Origin of the sequence: Paracraurococcus ruber, from assembly GCF_004353985.1 — a bacterium.
GTDB lineage: Bacteria > Pseudomonadota > Alphaproteobacteria > Acetobacterales > Acetobacteraceae > Paracraurococcus > Paracraurococcus ruber.
The window spans coordinates 19346-34397 of the sequence record NZ_SMOA01000012.1 but is presented as its reverse complement, the minus strand read 5'-3'; the positions used below and the strand labels follow the sequence as shown (position 1 = coordinate 34397).

Here is a 15052-nt window from a genome sequence, read left to right as displayed (position 1 = left end):
GCGCCGATGTTCCAGTTCCTCGTCTCCGCCAGCCTGCGCAACCGCCTGCTGGTCCTCATCGCCTCCTGCGTCCTCGTCGGCTACGGCGCGCTGGTGCTGCCGCGCGTGCCGGTGGACGTCTTCCCCGACCTCAACCGCCCGACCGTGACCCTGCTGACGGAAGCGGAAGGCCTGGCGCCGGAGGAGGTCGAGCGGCTCGTCACCTTCCCGATCGAGACGGCGATGAACGGCATGCCGGGCGTGGCGCGCGTGCGCTCCGCCTCGGCCGTCTCGCTTTCCGTCGTCACGGTGGAGTTCGGCTGGGATGCCGAGCCGTACCGCGCGCGGCAGCTGGTCACGGAACGGCTGGGCGTGCTGCGCGCCGCGCTGCCGGCGAATGTCGTGCCGGTGATGGGCCCGGTCTCCTCCATCATGGGGGAGATCATGCTGGTCGCGGTGCGCGCCGAGGGCCTGTCCCCGATGGCGGTGCGGGAGACGGTGGACTTCACCATCCGCCCGCGGCTGCTGGCGATCCCCGGCGTCGCGCAGGTGATCCCGATCGGCGGCGAGGTGCGGCAGTACCGGGTCACGCCCGACCCGGCGGCCATGCTCGCCCTCGGCGTCACCGCCGCGCAGGTGGAGGCCGCGGTCGCCCGCTTCGGCACCAACACGGGCGGCGGCTTCGTCGACCAGCGCGGGCGGGAATACCTGATCCGCAACCTCGGCCTGACCCGGCGGCTGGAGGACCTGGCCGAAACCCCCGTCGCGCAGCGCCCGGGCTATCCCACGCCGGTGCTGCTGCGCCAGGTGGCGACGGTGGAATTCGCCGCCCGCCCGCGGCGCGGCGATGCCGGCTACCGCGGCGAACCGGCGGTGATCTTCTCCGTCCAGAAGCAGCCCGGCGCCGACACCATCGGCGTGACCCGGGCGGTGGAGGAGGCGCTGGCCGGGATGCAGCCGGCGCTGCCGCGCGGCCTCGACGCCAAGCAGGTACAGTTCCGCCAGGCCGACTTCATCGCCACCGCCATCCGCAACGTGGAGACGGTGCTGCTGGAAGCCGCCGCGGTGGTCGCGGTGGTGCTGATCCTGTTCCTGCTGAATGTCCGGGCGACCGCGATCTCGCTGGTCGCCATCCCGGTTTCCGTGCTGGCGACGGTGGTGGTCTTCCACGCCTTCGGCCTGACCATCAACACCATGACGCTCGGCGGCCTGGCGATCGCGATCGGCGAGCTGGTGGACGACGCGGTGGTGGATGTCGAGAACATCCTGCGCCGGCTGCGGGAGAATGCGGCGCTGGCCGAGCCGCGCCCGCGGCTGGCGGTGGTGGCGGCCGCCAGCCAGGAAGTGCGGTCGGGCATCGTCTACGCCACCGCCATCGTCGTCCTGGTCTTCCTGCCGCTGTTCGCCCTGCCGGGCATCGAGGGGCGGCTCTTCGCCCCGCTCGGCATCGCCTACATCGTGGCGATCCTGGCGAGCCTCGGCGTCTCGGTCACGCTCACGCCGGTGCTGGCCTACTGGCTGCTCGGCAACCGGCCGATGCGCGCGCATCGCCACGGTCCCGCCGCGGGGCGGCATGACGGCCCCGCCGCGGAGCGGCATGACGGCCCCGCCGCGGAGCGGCATGACGGCCCCGCCGCGGAGCGGCATGACGGCCCCGCCGCGGGGCGGCATGACGGTCCCGTCCTGCGCGCCGCCAAGCGGCTGAACCGCTGGGCGCTGCTGCACGCGCTGAACCGCCCGCGCCGGGTCTATCTCGGCATCGGCCTGGCCTTCGCCACGGCGGCCTGGGGGGCGACGCAGCTGCCGCGCGCCTTCCTGCCAGGGTTCAACGAGGGCACGGTGCTGGTCGGCATTGCCTTCCGGCCCGGCATCTCGCTGGCCGAAAGCGCGCGCCTCGGCGCGGTCGCCGAACGGCTGCTGCTCGACGTGCCGGAAGTCGCCTCGGTCGGCCGCCGCACCGGCCGCGCCGAGCTCGACGAGCATGCCGAGGGCGTGCATGTGAACGAGATCGACGTCGCGCTGCGCCGGTCGGATCGCAGCCGCGCCGAGATCCTCGGCGACATCCGCGCCCGCCTCGCCCCGCTGCCGGCGAACCTCAATATCGGCCAGCCGATCCAGCACCGGCTCGACTTCCTCCTCTCGGGTGTCCGCGGTGAGGTGGCGGTGAAGATCTTCGGCCCCGACCTCGACACGCTCGGCCACCTGGCGGAGGCGCTGCGGGCGCGGATGGCCGGCATCCCGGGCGTCGTGGACCTGCAGGTGGAACGGCAGGTGCGCATCCCCCAGCTTCGGGTCGTGCCGGACTATGCCGAGGCGGCGCTGTACGGGCTGAGCCCGGCGGCGCTGACCGCGGCGCTGGAAGGGCTGTCGAACGGCCGCGTCGTCAGCCAGATCCTGGACGGGGTGCGGCGCTTCGACGTGGTGGTGCGCCTGTCCGACCAGGACCGCACGACGGAGGGGCTGGGCGCCCTGCTGGTCGCCACGCCGCAGGGCCATGTGCCGCTGCGGCTGGTCGCCACCATCGAGGAGGTGGACGGTCCCAACCAGGTGCTGCGGGAAGGCGGGCAGCGGCGCATCACCGTCTCCGGCAATGGCGACGGGCAGCGCGACATGGCGGCCATCGCCGGCGATCTCCGCCGCGTCATCGCCGGGATGCCGCTGCCGACCGGCTATGCCGCCGTGCTGGAGGGGAATTTCCGCGCGCAGGAGGAAGCGGCGCGGACCATCGGCCTGCTCTCGCTGGTGTCGCTGGCGCTGGTCTTCGTGGTGCTGCGGCAGCGCTACCGCTCGACAGCCCTCGCGCTGGTGGTGATGGGCAACATCCCGCTGGCGCTGATCGGCAGCGTCGCGGCGCTGTGGATCGCCGGGCTGCCGCTCTCGGTCGCCTCCATGGTGGGCTTCATCACCCTGGCCGGCATCGCCGCCCGCAACGGCATCCTGAAGGTCAGCCACACCCTCAACCTGGCCCTGCACGAGGGCGAGCGCTGGGGCCGGCCGCTGATCCTGCGCGGCAGCGAGGAGCGGGTGGCGCCGGTGCTGATGACCGCGCTTTCGGCCGGGCTGGCGCTGATCCCGCTGCTTTCGGGCGCCGGGGAGCCGGGGCGGGAGATCCTGCACCCCGTGGCCGTGACGATCTTCGGCGGGCTGGTCAGCGCCACGCTGCTCGACGCCGTGCTGACCCCGCTGCTGTTCCGCCGCTTCGGGCGGCCGGCGCTGGAACGGCTGCTGGACGCGCGGCGCGAGATGCCGGCCGGCCGCGCCGCCGAGACCTTCTGAACCGCACCGAGACAGGAGAATGCCATGACCCCGACCCGACGCGGCCTCGCCGCGATCCTGCTGGCGACCTCGGCCGGCCCTGCCCTGGCGCAGGGCACGCCCGCCCGCCGCGGCCCGAATGGCGGCCTGGTGGCCATCGCCGACGGCCACCCGATCGAGCTTCTGCTGGCGGGCACCACGCTGACGCTGTTCCTCAGTGGCGAGGATGGCCGCCCCTCGCCCAGCGCGCGGGCCTCCGGCCGCGCCACGGTGCAGGCGGGCGGGCAGACCGCCAGCGTGACGCTGACGCCCGCCGAGCCGAACCGGCTGGTGGGCACCCTGGCCGCGCCGCTCGCCGCCGGGGCGCGGGTGGTCTTCAACGGCACCCTCGGCGATGGCCACCGGGTGACCGCGCGCTACGTCCTGGAGTAGGGCGGATCGCGGATCGGCCTGCGTGCCGCCTGCCATGGGCGGCGCGGACCGCGCGCGGCGACGGCCGCCTGGTGATGGCGGCATCAAGCCCCGACCGGGGATCGATGCGGCGGCAGTCTTGAGCGGTTTCCGTTCGCCATGGCTCACGGCAACCGGCTCAGTTATTTGAATCTACGAGCATCCTCACCCGATCAGGTGAGTCCACCTGATCGGGGTCTGCTCGCGTGATGGCCGTTGATCGTGACCGATCGGCGGCGCCTCGATCGCCGGGCGGGTTGCGCCGCAAGGCTCGGCAGTGCGGCCTAAGCCGCGCCGCCCGTCCGGGCGCTCGGCGTGAATGGACCGCTCAGGCTGCTGGTGCCAGCGGAGGCTTTGGGCCTGCCGCGCCGCAAGCGTAGGGCCGGCCCTCGATGCCGGCGCATCCGCCCGGCGCCGTCATCCCGGGCCTGGCCCGCACCGCGGCGGACAGACGGCGGCCCAGCCGGCATGGCGCCGGCGGCGCGCAGCCCCGGCAGCATCCCGCGGCGCGGCATCGGGTCCTCCCCCGGGCCTGCCTCAGCCACCGGCCGCGTCGATGATGGCCGCGGCGAAGGCGCGCGGCGCTTCCTGCGGCAGGTTGTGGCCGATCCCGCCGGTGAGGGTGCGGTGCGCGTAGCGCCCGGTGAAGCGGCCGGCATAGGCGGCGGGCTCCGCATGCGGCGCGCCATTCGCATCGCCCTCCAGCGTGATGGTCGGCACGCCGATCGCCGGGAAGCGCGCCAGCCTTGCCTCCAGCGGGTCGAGCTCCCGCTCGCCCTCGGCGAGGCCGATCCGCCAGCGGTAGTTGTGGATCACGATGGCGACATGGTCGGGATTGTCGAAGGCCGCCGCGCTGCGCTCGAAGGTCGCGTCGTCGAATTGCCAGCGCGGCGATGCGGTCTGCCAGATCAGCCGGGCGAAGTCGCGGCGGTTGGCCTCATAGCCGGCACGGCCGCGTTCGGTGGCGAAGTAGAACTGGTACCACCAGGCCAGCTCGGCCCGGGGCGGTAGCGGCGCCCTGTTGGCCTCCGGGCTGCCGATCAGGTAGCCGCTGACCGAGACGAGCGCGCGGCACCGCTCCGGCCAGAGCGCAGCCAGGATGCAGGCGGTCCGCGCGCCCCAGTCGCAGCCACCGATCACCGCCTGCCGGATGCCGAGCGCATCCAGCAGCGCGATCATGTCACGCGCCAGCGCCGATTGCTGGCCGTTCCGCGGCGCCGCATCCGACAGGAAGCGCGTCGTGCCATAGCCGCGCAGATAGGGCACGATCACCCGGAAGCCGGCGGCGGCCAACAGCGGCGCGACCTCGACATAGGTGTGGATGTCATAGGGCCAGCCATGCAGCAGGAGCACGGCCGGGCCATCCGCCGGACCCGCCTCGGCATAGCCGATGCGCAACATCCCGGCCTCCACCTGCCGGAGGGTGACGAAGGCGGTCACCGCCCCCTGGGCGCGCGCACCGCCGGCGGCGCCGAACCGGCCGGCGATGCAAGCGGCGCCGAGCGTGGTCAGGACCCGGCGCCGGGCCGGGTCGATGGGGCTGTCCTGCATCCGGGCGGTCCTGGGTTGCCGTGCGGCAACCCTGCCCGGTTGGCCGGCGGCGCGCTTGAAGGCTGCGCGCATGGCGGCGCCGGATGTGCTGCCATCCGCCGGCCGCAGCGCATCCTCGGCGGGTCGCAGCCGAAGCCCGGCACCCCGGCGCTTCGGGCACGAAGCGGAGCCCTGCCGCGGGCGGCGTCAGGCCTTCGGCTTGGCCGAGTAGGACCCGCCGGCCGCCCGCACCTCGGCCGCCGTCTTCGCGGCGCGCAGCCGCGCCAGGTGCTCGGCCTCGCCGGCCAGCATCTTGTCGGCGTTCTCCAGCACCTGCGCCGCCCGGTCGGCGGGGAATTTCACCGCGCCGTTCTCATCCATGTGGATCAGCTCGCCCGGCGCCACGTCCATGCCGCCGACCGACACCGGGACGTTCACCGCCTGCACCGCCATCTCGCCATGCCCGGCGGTGACGCCGCCCAGCAGCAGCTGGAAGCCGAGCTTGCGGATCTCATCCACGTCGCGCGACGGCCCGTTCGACAGCAGGCCGATGCAGCCGACCGACATCATGGAGGTGACCATGATCTCGCCGGCCAGCCCGGCCTTGGACATCAGCTCCGGCGGCCATTTCTGCTGGATGACCAGGATGGTCGGCTTCGGCATGGCATCGAGCGCGTCGATCACATCCATGAAGCTGAGCCGGCCGCTGTAGTTCGGGTCCGGCAGGCCGTAGACGCAGGTCACGGCATGGCCGATGACCGGCCCCATCTCCGGGTAGAGGCAGCGGATCGAGGTATCGGTGTACCAGTTCTCGGTCCAGGGATTGTAGAGCCCGAGGCAGAGCGGGTTCTTCGGATAGGTGGCCACCACGTTGGTGATGGTCGGCGTGTCGATCTTGCGCAGTCCGGCGAAGATCTCGTCCCTGCTGGCCGCCATGCCGGCGTCCCTCCCCTGGTTGGCGGCCGCATGGTTGCGGGCCAGGGCCCGCCCGTCCAGGCCCCCCGGCGCGCCGTGCAGCGATGCGCCGCGTCAGCGTCCCGCGCGCCGCCTAGCCGTCGCCGCCGCGTCCAGCTCCCCCGTCGCGGCCAGCACCACGCCGTACGCTTCCGCAGCCTGTTCGGGCGCGATCAGCCCGTGGCGGACATCCCGCGCCACCAGCGCCGGGTCGCGGGAGAAGGGGTCGCCATGGCCGCCGCCGCCGGGCATCTCCACGATCAGCCGGTCGCCGGGCGGCACCACCTGCAGCCCCTTCACCTTAAGCCCGGCGCCGGAGCCGAGCGAGAGCCGCCCGGTCGCGCCCGGCCCGCCGCCATGCCTCCCGCGCGCCGGGTACTCCCCGCGTTCGAACCGCGCCTGCAGGCCGAAGGCGGCGCCGTCGCGGTTGGCGATCTCCATCCGCTGGCCGAGGCCGCCGCGTTGCCGCCCGGCGCCGCCGGAACCCTGGCGCAATTCCTTCCGCCAGATGACCAGCGGCGTGATCGCCTCGGTGATCTCCACCGGCACGTTGCGCACGCCGGAGGGGAAGGGCGTGGCCGACAGCCCGTCCTGCCGCGGCCGAGCGCCGGCGCCGCCGGAATGGAAGGTGGTGACGTTGAAGCTGCGCACCGCCGAGCCCTCGGCCGCGGTCAGCCCATGGCCGGCCAGCAGGCTGAGGTTCCAGAGGCTCGACGTGCCCTCGGCCGGCACGGTCTCCGGCAGCGCCTGGTCCAGGCAGCCATAGACGACATCCGGCAGCATGTGGCCGATGACGGACCGGGCGTAGACCGCCGCCGGATGCGGCGCGTTGACGATGCTGTTCTCCGGCGCCGTCACCACGAAGGCATCCAGCGTGCCGGTATTGTTGGGGATCCAGGGCGCCAGCGCCGCCTTCAGGCCGAAGGCGGTATAGGCCTCGGTGTAGCAGAGCGGGCAGTTGATGGCGTAGCGCGACAGGCCGGAGGTGCCGGCGTAGTTCACCAGCACGCGGTCGCCCGCGATGGTCAGCGTGGCGGCCAGCGTCACCGGCGCCTCGAACCCGTCGATCGTCATGCTGGCGGTCCAGGTGCCCTGCGGCAGCCTGCCGATCACCTCCGCCATGCCGCGGCGGCTGCGCTGGACGATGGCCTCGCCCAGCGCGTCCAGGTCGCGCAGGCCGAATTCGCGCAGCATCTCCAGCAGGCGCTGCCCGCCCTTCTCGTTGCAGGCGACCAGCGCATAGATGTCGCCCACCACCTGCACCGGCTCCCGCACATTGGCGCGGACGATGCCTAGCAGGTCCTCGTTCATGCGTCCCTCGCGCGCGAGGTGCATGAGCGGGATGTAGAGCCCTTCGTGATGGACCTGCCGCCCTTCCGCGCTGGCGCCGAGGCCGCCGATATCCACGACATGGGTGGTGGAGGCGAAGAGCGCGACCGCCACGCCGTCCAGGAAGATGGGCGTCACCACCGTCAGGTCGAAGAGATGGCCGGTGCCCTTCCAGGGATCGTTGGTGATCAGCACGTCGCCGTCCCGCAGCGTGTCGGGCGGGAAGGCATCGAGGAAATGCACCACCGACCGAGCCATGGAATTCACATGGCCGGGCGTGCCGGTGACCGCCTGGGCCAGCATGCGCCCGCGCATGTCGAAGACGCCGGCGGAGATGTCGCCGGCTTCCCGCGCCGCGGTGCTGAAGGCGGTGCGCACCAGGGTCTGCGCCTGCTCCTCCACCACCGAGAGAAGGCGGTTCCACAGGATCTGCACCCCGATCTCGTCAAGGGTCGCGGGGGTGGGGCCGGTCATGGCGCGATCCTCTCGATCAGCAGGTGGCCGGCGGCGTTCGGCCCGGCCCGGAAGCCGGCCGGCACCAGCGTCGCCGTCTCATCCTCGACGATCACGGCCGGCCCCTGGATGCGCGCGCCTCGCGGCAGGGCGGCGCGCGGATGGATCGCGGCCTCCACCGCCTCGCCGCTGCCTGGGTCCACCAGCCGCCGCGTGCCGGCCGGCGCCGGCGCGGGTTGCGGCGGCGGGTCGGGGATGCGCGCCGGCAGGTCCTTCGCCTCGGCCAGCGAGAGCGTCCAGGTCAGCACCTCGACCTCCAGCTTCGGGATCACGCGGCCATAGAGCGCGCGATAGGCCTCCTCGAAGGCGGCCAGCAGCCGCGCGGCGCCATCCGCGCCATAGGGGCCATCGGGCAGCGCCACCGCCACCTCATGCCCCTGGCCGCGGTAGCGCATGTAGCCCGTGCGCTCCGCCCGCAGCGCCGCACCGGGCGCGCCCAGCCGCACCACCGCCTCGGCCTCCGCCCGCATCGCGTCGTACAATCCGTTCACCAACGCGGCATCGAACTCCGCCAGGTGCAGCAGGCGGGTGCGCACGACCTCATAGCCGATCGGCGCGTCGAGGAAGCCATGCGCCGAACCGACGCCGGCGCCGACCGGCACCAGCACCCGGTCCATGCCCAGCTTCTGCGCCAGCCGCGCGGCATGCAGCGGTGCGGCGCCGCCGAAGGCGATCAGCGTGCGGCCGGCGGTGTCCTTGCCGTTCTCCACCGCATGGACGCGCGCCGCGCTCGCCATGGTCTCCGTCACGATCTCCGTGATGCCGCGCGCCGCCGCCCCCGGCTCCAGGCCGAGCGGCGCGGCGATCGTCTCCGCCACCGCCCGCTGCGCCGCCGGGAGGTCGAGGCCGATCTGCCCGCCGGCGAAGCGCGCCGGGTCGATCCAGCCCAGCACCAGGTCGGCATCCGTCACCGTCGGCAGCGTGCCGCCGCGGCCATAGCAGGCCGGGCCGGGCACGGAGCCGGCGCTGTCCGGCCCGACCGTGATGCGGCCGAGGCCATCGACCCGCGCGATGGACCCGCCGCCGGCGCCGATCTCCACCATGTCGATCACCGGGATGCGCACCGGAATGCCGCTGCCCTTCACGAAGCGGGCAGCGCGGGCGATCTCGAAATGCCGCGCCTGCTGCGGCCGGAAGTCGTCGATCAGCGTGATCTTGGCGGTGGTGCCCCCCATGTCGAAGGCCAGCGCGCGGTCGATGCCGTTCTCCGCCGCCAGGCGCTGCGCCAGGATGGCACCGCCGGCCGGGCCGCTTTCCACCAGTCGGATCGGGAAGCGCCGCGCCGTCTCCACCGTCGTGACGCCGCCGGAGGACATCATCAGCAGCAGCGGCGCCGTGCAGCCCAGCGCCCGCAGCCCATCCTCCAGCCGGCCAAGGTAGCGCTCCATCAGCGGCAGCACATAGGCATTGGCGACGGTGGTGGAGGTGCGCTCGTACTCCCGGATCTCCGGGCAGACCTCGGCGGACAATGCGATCACCTCGGCCGGCAGGTAGTCCCGCAGGATCTCCCGCGCCCGCAGCTCATGTGCCGGGTTCTGGTAGCTGTGCAGGAAGGAGACGGCGAGGGCCTCGATCCCCTCGCCGCGCAGCGCATCGCCGATGCGGTGCAGCACGGCTTCGTCCAGCGGCAGCAGCACGCTGCCATCGGCCGCCATGCGCTCCGGCACCTCGAACCGCCAGGGCCGCGCGACCAGCGGCTCCGGCCGTTCCATGTAGAGGTCGTACTGCTCGAAGCGGTGCTCATAGGCGATCTCGAGCGAATCGCGGAAGCCGTCGGTGGTCACCAACGCCGTGCGGGCGCCCTTGCGCTCGATCAGCGCATTGGTCGCCAGCGTGGTGCCGTGGATGACGAGGCCGAGGTCGCCGGCCGCGATCCCGGCCCGCGCCAGGATGCCGGCGGCGCCTTCCAGCACCGCGCGCTCCGGCGCCTGCGGCGTGGTCAGCAGCTTGGCCGAGAGCGTGCCGCCGGGCAGCGCCAACACGAGGTCGGTGAAGGTGCCGCCGATATCGACGGCGAGGCGGGCCTGCTGGGTCATGGCGTTCCCACCTTCAATCGGCGCGGATATTGGCGGCCTGCACCACCTGCCGCCAGGTGGCGAGCTCGGCGGCGACATGCGCGGCGAAGGGCTCGGGCGGCATCGGTGCCGGCGCGAAGCCGAGGCGGCGGAAGGCCTCCGCCACCTCGGGCCGGGCGAGGATGCGGGCCAGCTCCGCCGCCAGCCTTGCGCGGACCGGCATCGGCGTGCCGGGCGGCGCCGTCATCCCGTACCAGTTCAGCACGTCCACGCCCGGGACCTGGGTGGCCAGGGGCGGCGTCGCCGGCGAGACCTCCCAGGCCGCGGCGGAGCTGACCGCCAGCAGCCGGAGCTGGCCCTGCTGCACCATCGGCCAGGCCGAGGTGTCGCTGAAGAAGACGTCCGCATTGCCGGCGATGAGGTCGGTCAGCGCCGGCGCGGTGCCGCGATAGGGGACATGCACCATGCGCGCGCCGGTCCGCAGGTTGAGCAATTCCGCCACCAGCTGCGTCGCGGTGCCGACGCCGCCCGAGGCGTAGCGCACCGCATCCGGCCGGCTGCGCAGCAACGCGATGAACTCCGGCAGGTCCCGCGCCGCCAGGGTCGGGCGCGCCACCAGCAACAGCGGGCTCTGCGAGACCATGCCGACCACGCCCATGGCCAGCGGGTCATAGGGCGTCGGCCGCACGACCGGACCGGCGGTCATGTTGCCGGCGCTGATCATCGCCAGGGTATGGCCGTCCGGCGTGGCCTTCGCCACGGCCTCGACGCCGATGGCGCCGCCGGCGCCGGCGCGGTTCTCCACGATGACGGGCTGGCCGAGCGCGGCGCCCAGCGGCTCCGCCAGGATGCGCCCCACCGCATCCACGCCGCCGCCGGGCGGGAAGGGCACGACCAGGCGCAGCGGCCGGTCCGGAAAGCCCTGCGCCGCCGCGGCGAGCGGCCACAGGCCAAGCCCGGCGGCCAGCAGCAGGCGGCGGCGCCGATCCAGGCCCGGCCTCATGCGCCGGCCCGCGCCGGAAGGCCCATCGCGTCGCTCATTCCCGTCCCCCCGCCGCCGCGCGCAGCGCCGCGGTCGCCGCCGCATCGACGCGGCCATCGGCCGCCAGGGCGACGCCGTAGCGGGCCCGCGCCGCCGCGGCCGAGACCTTGCCGTTCCAGACATCCCGCGCCACCGCCGCCGGATCGCGGGCAAGCGGGCCGCCATGGCCGCCGCCGCCCGCCTGGTGGTGCCGGAGCACCTGGCCACGCCGCATGGTCATCGTCACCTTGCCCGGGAGCGCCTGCCCGTCCAGCCAATTGCCGCTGGCGCCGCCCGGCAGGCCGCCATCGAGGCCATAGGGCGGGAAGCGCAGCCGGTCGGCCCGCAATTGCAGGACCGCTTCCTCCGCCAGCAGGCGGTAGCTGCGGGCAAGGCCGAGGCCGCCGCGGAAGCGGCCCGGGCCGCCGCTGTCCGGCACCAGCGCATACTCCTCGATGCGCACGGGGTGCTGGCGCTCCAGCACCTCCACAGGGGTGTTCGACAGGTTCTGCGACGGGTTGGTGATGGCCTCGATCCCGTCCTGGTCGGGCCTGCCGCCCCAGCAGCCGCTGATCATGTCGACGATGATGAAGGGCGTGTTGTCCGAATGCCGGCCGCCGAGGCAGACCACGGTGTTCCCGCCCTCCCCCGCCGCCGGCACGATCTGCGGCACGATCTGCGCCAGCGCCCCGAACATCGTGTCCATGACGCGGTAGCCGGTCAGCGCCCGCGCCGCGACGGAGGCGGGCGAACGCGGGTTGAGCACGCTGCCCTCCGGCGCCACCACCTCGACGCAGCGGAAGACGCCGGCATTGTTCGGGATGTCGCCGCGCAACGCGCAGCGGACGGACAGGAAGGTGTTGGACTTGGTGAAGGACAGGGTGGAATTGATCGCCGCCCGCACCTGCGGCGAGGAACCGGCCCAGTCCACCAGCAGCGTCCCGTCGCCCCGCACCATCACCGCGACGGACAGCGGCACCGGGTCGTCGGACAGGCCGTCGCTGTCGATATGGTCGGTGAAATGCCAGGTGCCCTGCGGCCAGGTGGCGATCTCGGCGCGGGTCATGCGCTCGGCATAGTCGAGCAGTGCGGCGAAATGGCCGCGCAGCCCCGCCGCGCCGTAGCGCGCCGCCAGCCGGCCGATCTCCCACGCCCCCACCTGGCAGGCGGCGTATTGCGCCCGCAGGTCGCCCAGCACGCGGTCGGGCACCCGGACATTCAGGCCGATCAGCGCCTCCAGCGCCTCATCCATGCGGCCGGCCTGGAACAGCCGCAGGGGCGGGATGCGCAGGCCTTCCTGGTAGATCTCCGTGCTGTCGGCGGCGTTCGAGCCGGGCACGCGGCCGCCGACATCGGTGTGGTGGCAGATGACCACCACCCAGGCCAGCACCGCATCGCCGTCGAAGACCGGCAGGATCATGAAGATGTCCGGCAGGTGCATGCCGCCCGAATAGGGGTCGTTCATGATCACCGCGTCGCCCGGGGCCAGCCGCCCGGCCCAGCGCGCCTGCACCGCGGCCATCGCCTCCGGGATGGCGCCCAGGTGCTGCGCGATGGTCTTGGCCTGCGCCACCATCTCGCCTTTCGCGTCGCAGATGGCGGCCGAGTAGTCCATCACGTCCTTGACGATCTCGGACCGCGCGGTGCGAAGGACGGTATAGGCGACCTCGTCCACGATCGCGTCCATCGCATTCTTGACGACGGCGAAGGTGATCGGGTCCTGCGGGGGCATCGGCGCCTCAGGCATCGGCAGGCTCCATCCTGATGGCGACGCAGCCCGCGGCGGCGGCCTGCGCCGTGCAGCCGGGCGGGACGACGATGGTGGTGTCGTAGCTTTCCAGGATGGCCGGCCCGACGACCGGCCCAGACGCGAGCGCGGCGCGCGGCAGCAGCCGCGTCGGCACCGGCGGCGCGCCGCGGGCGAAGCTCACCAGCCGCTCGCCCGCCGCGCCGGCCAGGGCGCGCGGGTCCAGCGCAAGCGCGGCGAAATCGATCCGGCTGGCGGCCATGCCCATGGCGGAGAGCCGCAGATTGACGAGCTCGACCGCCTCGCCCGCCGCGACATAGCCGAAGGTGGCGCCATAGGTCGCCTCATAGGCCCGGCGCAGCGCCTCGGCGCCGAACGCGCCATCCGGCAGTGGGATCGTGAGCTGCGAGGACTGGCCGAGATAGCGAAGGTCGGCGGCGAAGCGCAGCACCGTGGCGGCCGCGTCATAGCCCTCGACCGCCAGCGCCGCCCGGCCCTGGCCGGCCAGCCGGTCCGTCGCGGCGCCCACCAGGCCGGGCGAGACGGCGGCGAGCGGCAGCAGCAGCGGCTGGACGAATTCATGCACCGCCTCGGCCGCCAGCATCCCGGCCGCGGAGAAGACGCCGGAGACCGGGCTGACCAGCACGCGACGGATGCCCAGCAGGCGGGCGACATCCACCGCATGCAGCGGGCCGCCGCCGCCGAAGGCCATGAGCGCCATGTCGCGCGGGTCCTTGCCGCGTTCCACCGTCACCGCGCGGATCGCCCGCGCCATGGCGATGTTGGCGACCTGGCGGATGCCATGTGCCGCCTCCTCCACCCCCAGGCCGAGCGGCCGCGCCACATGCTCCGCGACCGCGCGGCGAGACAGCTCGGGGTCCACCGGCAGGGACCCGCCGGCGAGCGCGCCCGGGTTGAGGTAGCCGAGCACCATATTGGCATCGGTGACGGTCGGCCGGGCATTGCCGCGGCCGTAGCAGGCCGGGCCGGGATCACCGCCCGCGCTCTCCGGCCCCACCAGCAGCAGGCCGCCGGCATCGATGCGGGCGAGCGAGCCGCCGCCCGAGCCGACCTCGGCGATGTCGATCGCCGGCACCTTCAGCATGGTGCCGGCGCCCTTGATGAAGCGGGACGGGGTGCTGATGCCGTCGCGGAACTCGTATTCGGTGACGATGGCGGGCTGGCCGCCTTCGATGATCGCCGCCTTGGCGGTGGTGCCGCCCATGTCGAAGACGATGAGGTCCGGCGCGCCGAGCGGCGGCCCCAGCCTCGCCGCGCCGGCGACGCCGCCCGCGGGGCCGGAGCCCACGGCGAAGACCGGCCGGTCGCGCGCCGCGTCCAGGCCGATCATCCCGCCATTCGACGCCATCACCTGCACCGGCGCCACGACGCCGATCATCCGCAGCCGGTCCTGCAGGCGGGACAGGTAGCCGCGCATCGCCGGCAGGATATAGGCATTCACCACCGCGGTGCTGGTGCGCTCGTATTCCTTGATCTCGGGCAGCACCTCGCAGGAGGCGGTGACCAGCAGCGCGGGCGCCGCCGCCCGCAGCAGCGCCGCCGCGCGTTGCTCATGCGCCGGGTTGGCATAGCTGTTGAGGAAGCAGATCGCGACCGCCTCCACCCGCTCCGCCAGGAAGCGCGTCGCGGCGGCGCGCACCGCGTCCTCCTCCAGCGGGACGACGACCTCGCCATCGGCGGCGATGCGTTCCGCCACCTCCAGCCGCCAGCGGCGGGGCACCAGCGGCTCGGGCTTTCGCCAGGCGAGATCGAACATGCCGGGCGTGCGGATGCGGCCGATCTCCAGCACGTCGCGGAAGCCCCGCGTCGTCAGCAGCCCGGTGCGCGCCCCCGCCTTCTGCAGGATGGTGTTGGACGCGACGGTGGTGCCGTGCACCACCTCGGCCACCGCGCCGGGATCGAGCGCCGCGGCGGCGAGCACGGCCTGGATGCCGGCGACCACGCCCTCGCCCGGATCGGCGGGCGTCGTCGTGGTCTTGTTCACATGGATGCGCCCATCCGGCAGGGCGAGGACGACATCCGTGAAGGTGCCGCCGACATCCACCCCGACCCGCACCAGGCCCATGCCCATGTCCGCGCTGCCCCGTCCCGCCCATCGGCCGGCCTGGGGCAGCCTCGCCGCCCGGCGGCGGCCCGTCAACGACCGCCACGGCGGGCGGCGTGCTAGGGTGCCCGGGCCGGGGTGCCGGCGCCGGTCGGGCGAAACCACAGGCCGCGGCGCCCTGGCGGGACCGCTCT

At 73.7% G+C, this 15052-nt stretch carries 9 protein-coding genes; 2 read left to right on the top strand and 7 right to left on the bottom strand.

Going from position 1 to position 15052, the window contains the following annotated elements; all coding sequences use genetic code 11:
• The first annotated feature begins 6 nt into the window (after window positions 1–6).
• Together E2C05_RS04750 and E2C05_RS04745 are read left to right on the top strand one after the other, a co-directional pair.
• Window positions 7–3255 (top strand): efflux RND transporter permease subunit, encoded by a 3249-nt coding sequence (locus tag E2C05_RS04750; protein ID WP_133218457.1) that lies wholly within the window; start codon window positions 7–9, stop codon window positions 3253–3255.
• Between the two features lie 24 nt (window positions 3256–3279).
• Window positions 3280–3666, top strand: coding sequence for a hypothetical protein (locus E2C05_RS04745; protein WP_133218456.1), 387 nt, complete (start codon window positions 3280–3282; stop codon window positions 3664–3666).
• A gap of 555 nt (window positions 3667–4221) precedes the next feature.
• Here the strand turns inward: E2C05_RS04745 and E2C05_RS04740 are convergent.
• From E2C05_RS04740 to E2C05_RS04710, 7 genes are all read right to left on the bottom strand, one after another.
• Window positions 4222–5235: an alpha/beta fold hydrolase gene (locus tag E2C05_RS04740; protein WP_133218455.1), complete on the bottom strand. Its 1014-nt coding sequence runs from the start codon at window positions 5233–5235 to the stop codon at window positions 4222–4224.
• 186 nt (window positions 5236–5421) lie between these two features.
• Window positions 5422–6150 carry an RraA family protein gene (locus tag E2C05_RS04735; protein ID WP_133218454.1) on the bottom strand — a complete coding sequence of 243 codons (729 nt, stop codon included), beginning with the start codon at window positions 6148–6150 and terminating at the stop codon, window positions 5422–5424.
• 93 nt (window positions 6151–6243) lie between these two features.
• Window positions 6244–7971 (bottom strand): hydantoinase B/oxoprolinase family protein, encoded by a 1728-nt coding sequence (locus E2C05_RS04730; protein WP_133218453.1) that lies wholly within the window; start codon window positions 7969–7971, stop codon window positions 6244–6246.
• Window positions 7968–10046 (bottom strand): hydantoinase/oxoprolinase family protein, encoded by a 2079-nt coding sequence (locus E2C05_RS04725; RefSeq protein ID WP_133218452.1) that lies wholly within the window; start codon window positions 10044–10046, stop codon window positions 7968–7970. Before E2C05_RS04725 ends, E2C05_RS04730 begins: the two co-directional genes overlap by 4 nt.
• 13 nt (window positions 10047–10059) lie before the next feature.
• Window positions 10060–11028: a Bug family tripartite tricarboxylate transporter substrate binding protein gene (locus E2C05_RS04720; protein ID WP_158291954.1), complete on the bottom strand. Its 969-nt coding sequence runs from the start codon at window positions 11026–11028 to the stop codon at window positions 10060–10062.
• 34 nt (window positions 11029–11062) lie between these two features.
• Window positions 11063–12793 (bottom strand): hydantoinase B/oxoprolinase family protein, encoded by a 1731-nt coding sequence (locus E2C05_RS04715; protein ID WP_200305275.1) that lies wholly within the window; start codon window positions 12791–12793, stop codon window positions 11063–11065.
• A complete protein-coding gene (locus E2C05_RS04710) occupies window positions 12786–14879 on the bottom strand; it encodes a hydantoinase/oxoprolinase family protein (RefSeq protein ID WP_133218471.1) in 2094 nt (697 codons plus the stop codon). The genes E2C05_RS04715 and E2C05_RS04710 overlap by 8 nt, the downstream gene beginning before the upstream one ends.
• Between the last annotated feature and the right edge of the window lie 173 nt (window positions 14880–15052).

Bases quoted from the DNA above. Each gene is read 5' to 3' on its own strand.
- E2C05_RS04750 (WP_133218457.1), top strand. From the start codon at position 7: ATGTTCCAGTTCCTCGTCTCCGCCAGCCTGCGCAACCGCCTGCTGGTC.
- E2C05_RS04745 (WP_133218456.1), top strand. From the start codon at position 3,280: ATGACCCCGACCCGACGCGGCCTCGCCGCGATCCTGCTGGCGACCTCG.
- E2C05_RS04740 (WP_133218455.1), bottom strand. From the start codon at position 5,235: ATGCAGGACAGCCCCATCGACCCGGCCCGGCGCCGGGTCCTGACCACG.
- E2C05_RS04735 (WP_133218454.1), bottom strand. From the start codon at position 6,150: ATGGCGGCCAGCAGGGACGAGATCTTCGCCGGACTGCGCAAGATCGAC.
- E2C05_RS04730 (WP_133218453.1), bottom strand. From the start codon at position 7,971: ATGACCGGCCCCACCCCCGCGACCCTTGACGAGATCGGGGTGCAGATC.
- E2C05_RS04725 (WP_133218452.1), bottom strand. From the start codon at position 10,046: ATGACCCAGCAGGCCCGCCTCGCCGTCGATATCGGCGGCACCTTCACC.
- E2C05_RS04720 (WP_158291954.1), bottom strand. From the start codon at position 11,028: ATGAGGCCGGGCCTGGATCGGCGCCGCCGCCTGCTGCTGGCCGCCGGG.
- E2C05_RS04715 (WP_200305275.1), bottom strand. From the start codon at position 12,793: ATGCCTGAGGCGCCGATGCCCCCGCAGGACCCGATCACCTTCGCCGTC.
- E2C05_RS04710 (WP_133218471.1), bottom strand. From the start codon at position 14,879: ATGGGCCTGGTGCGGGTCGGGGTGGATGTCGGCGGCACCTTCACGGAT.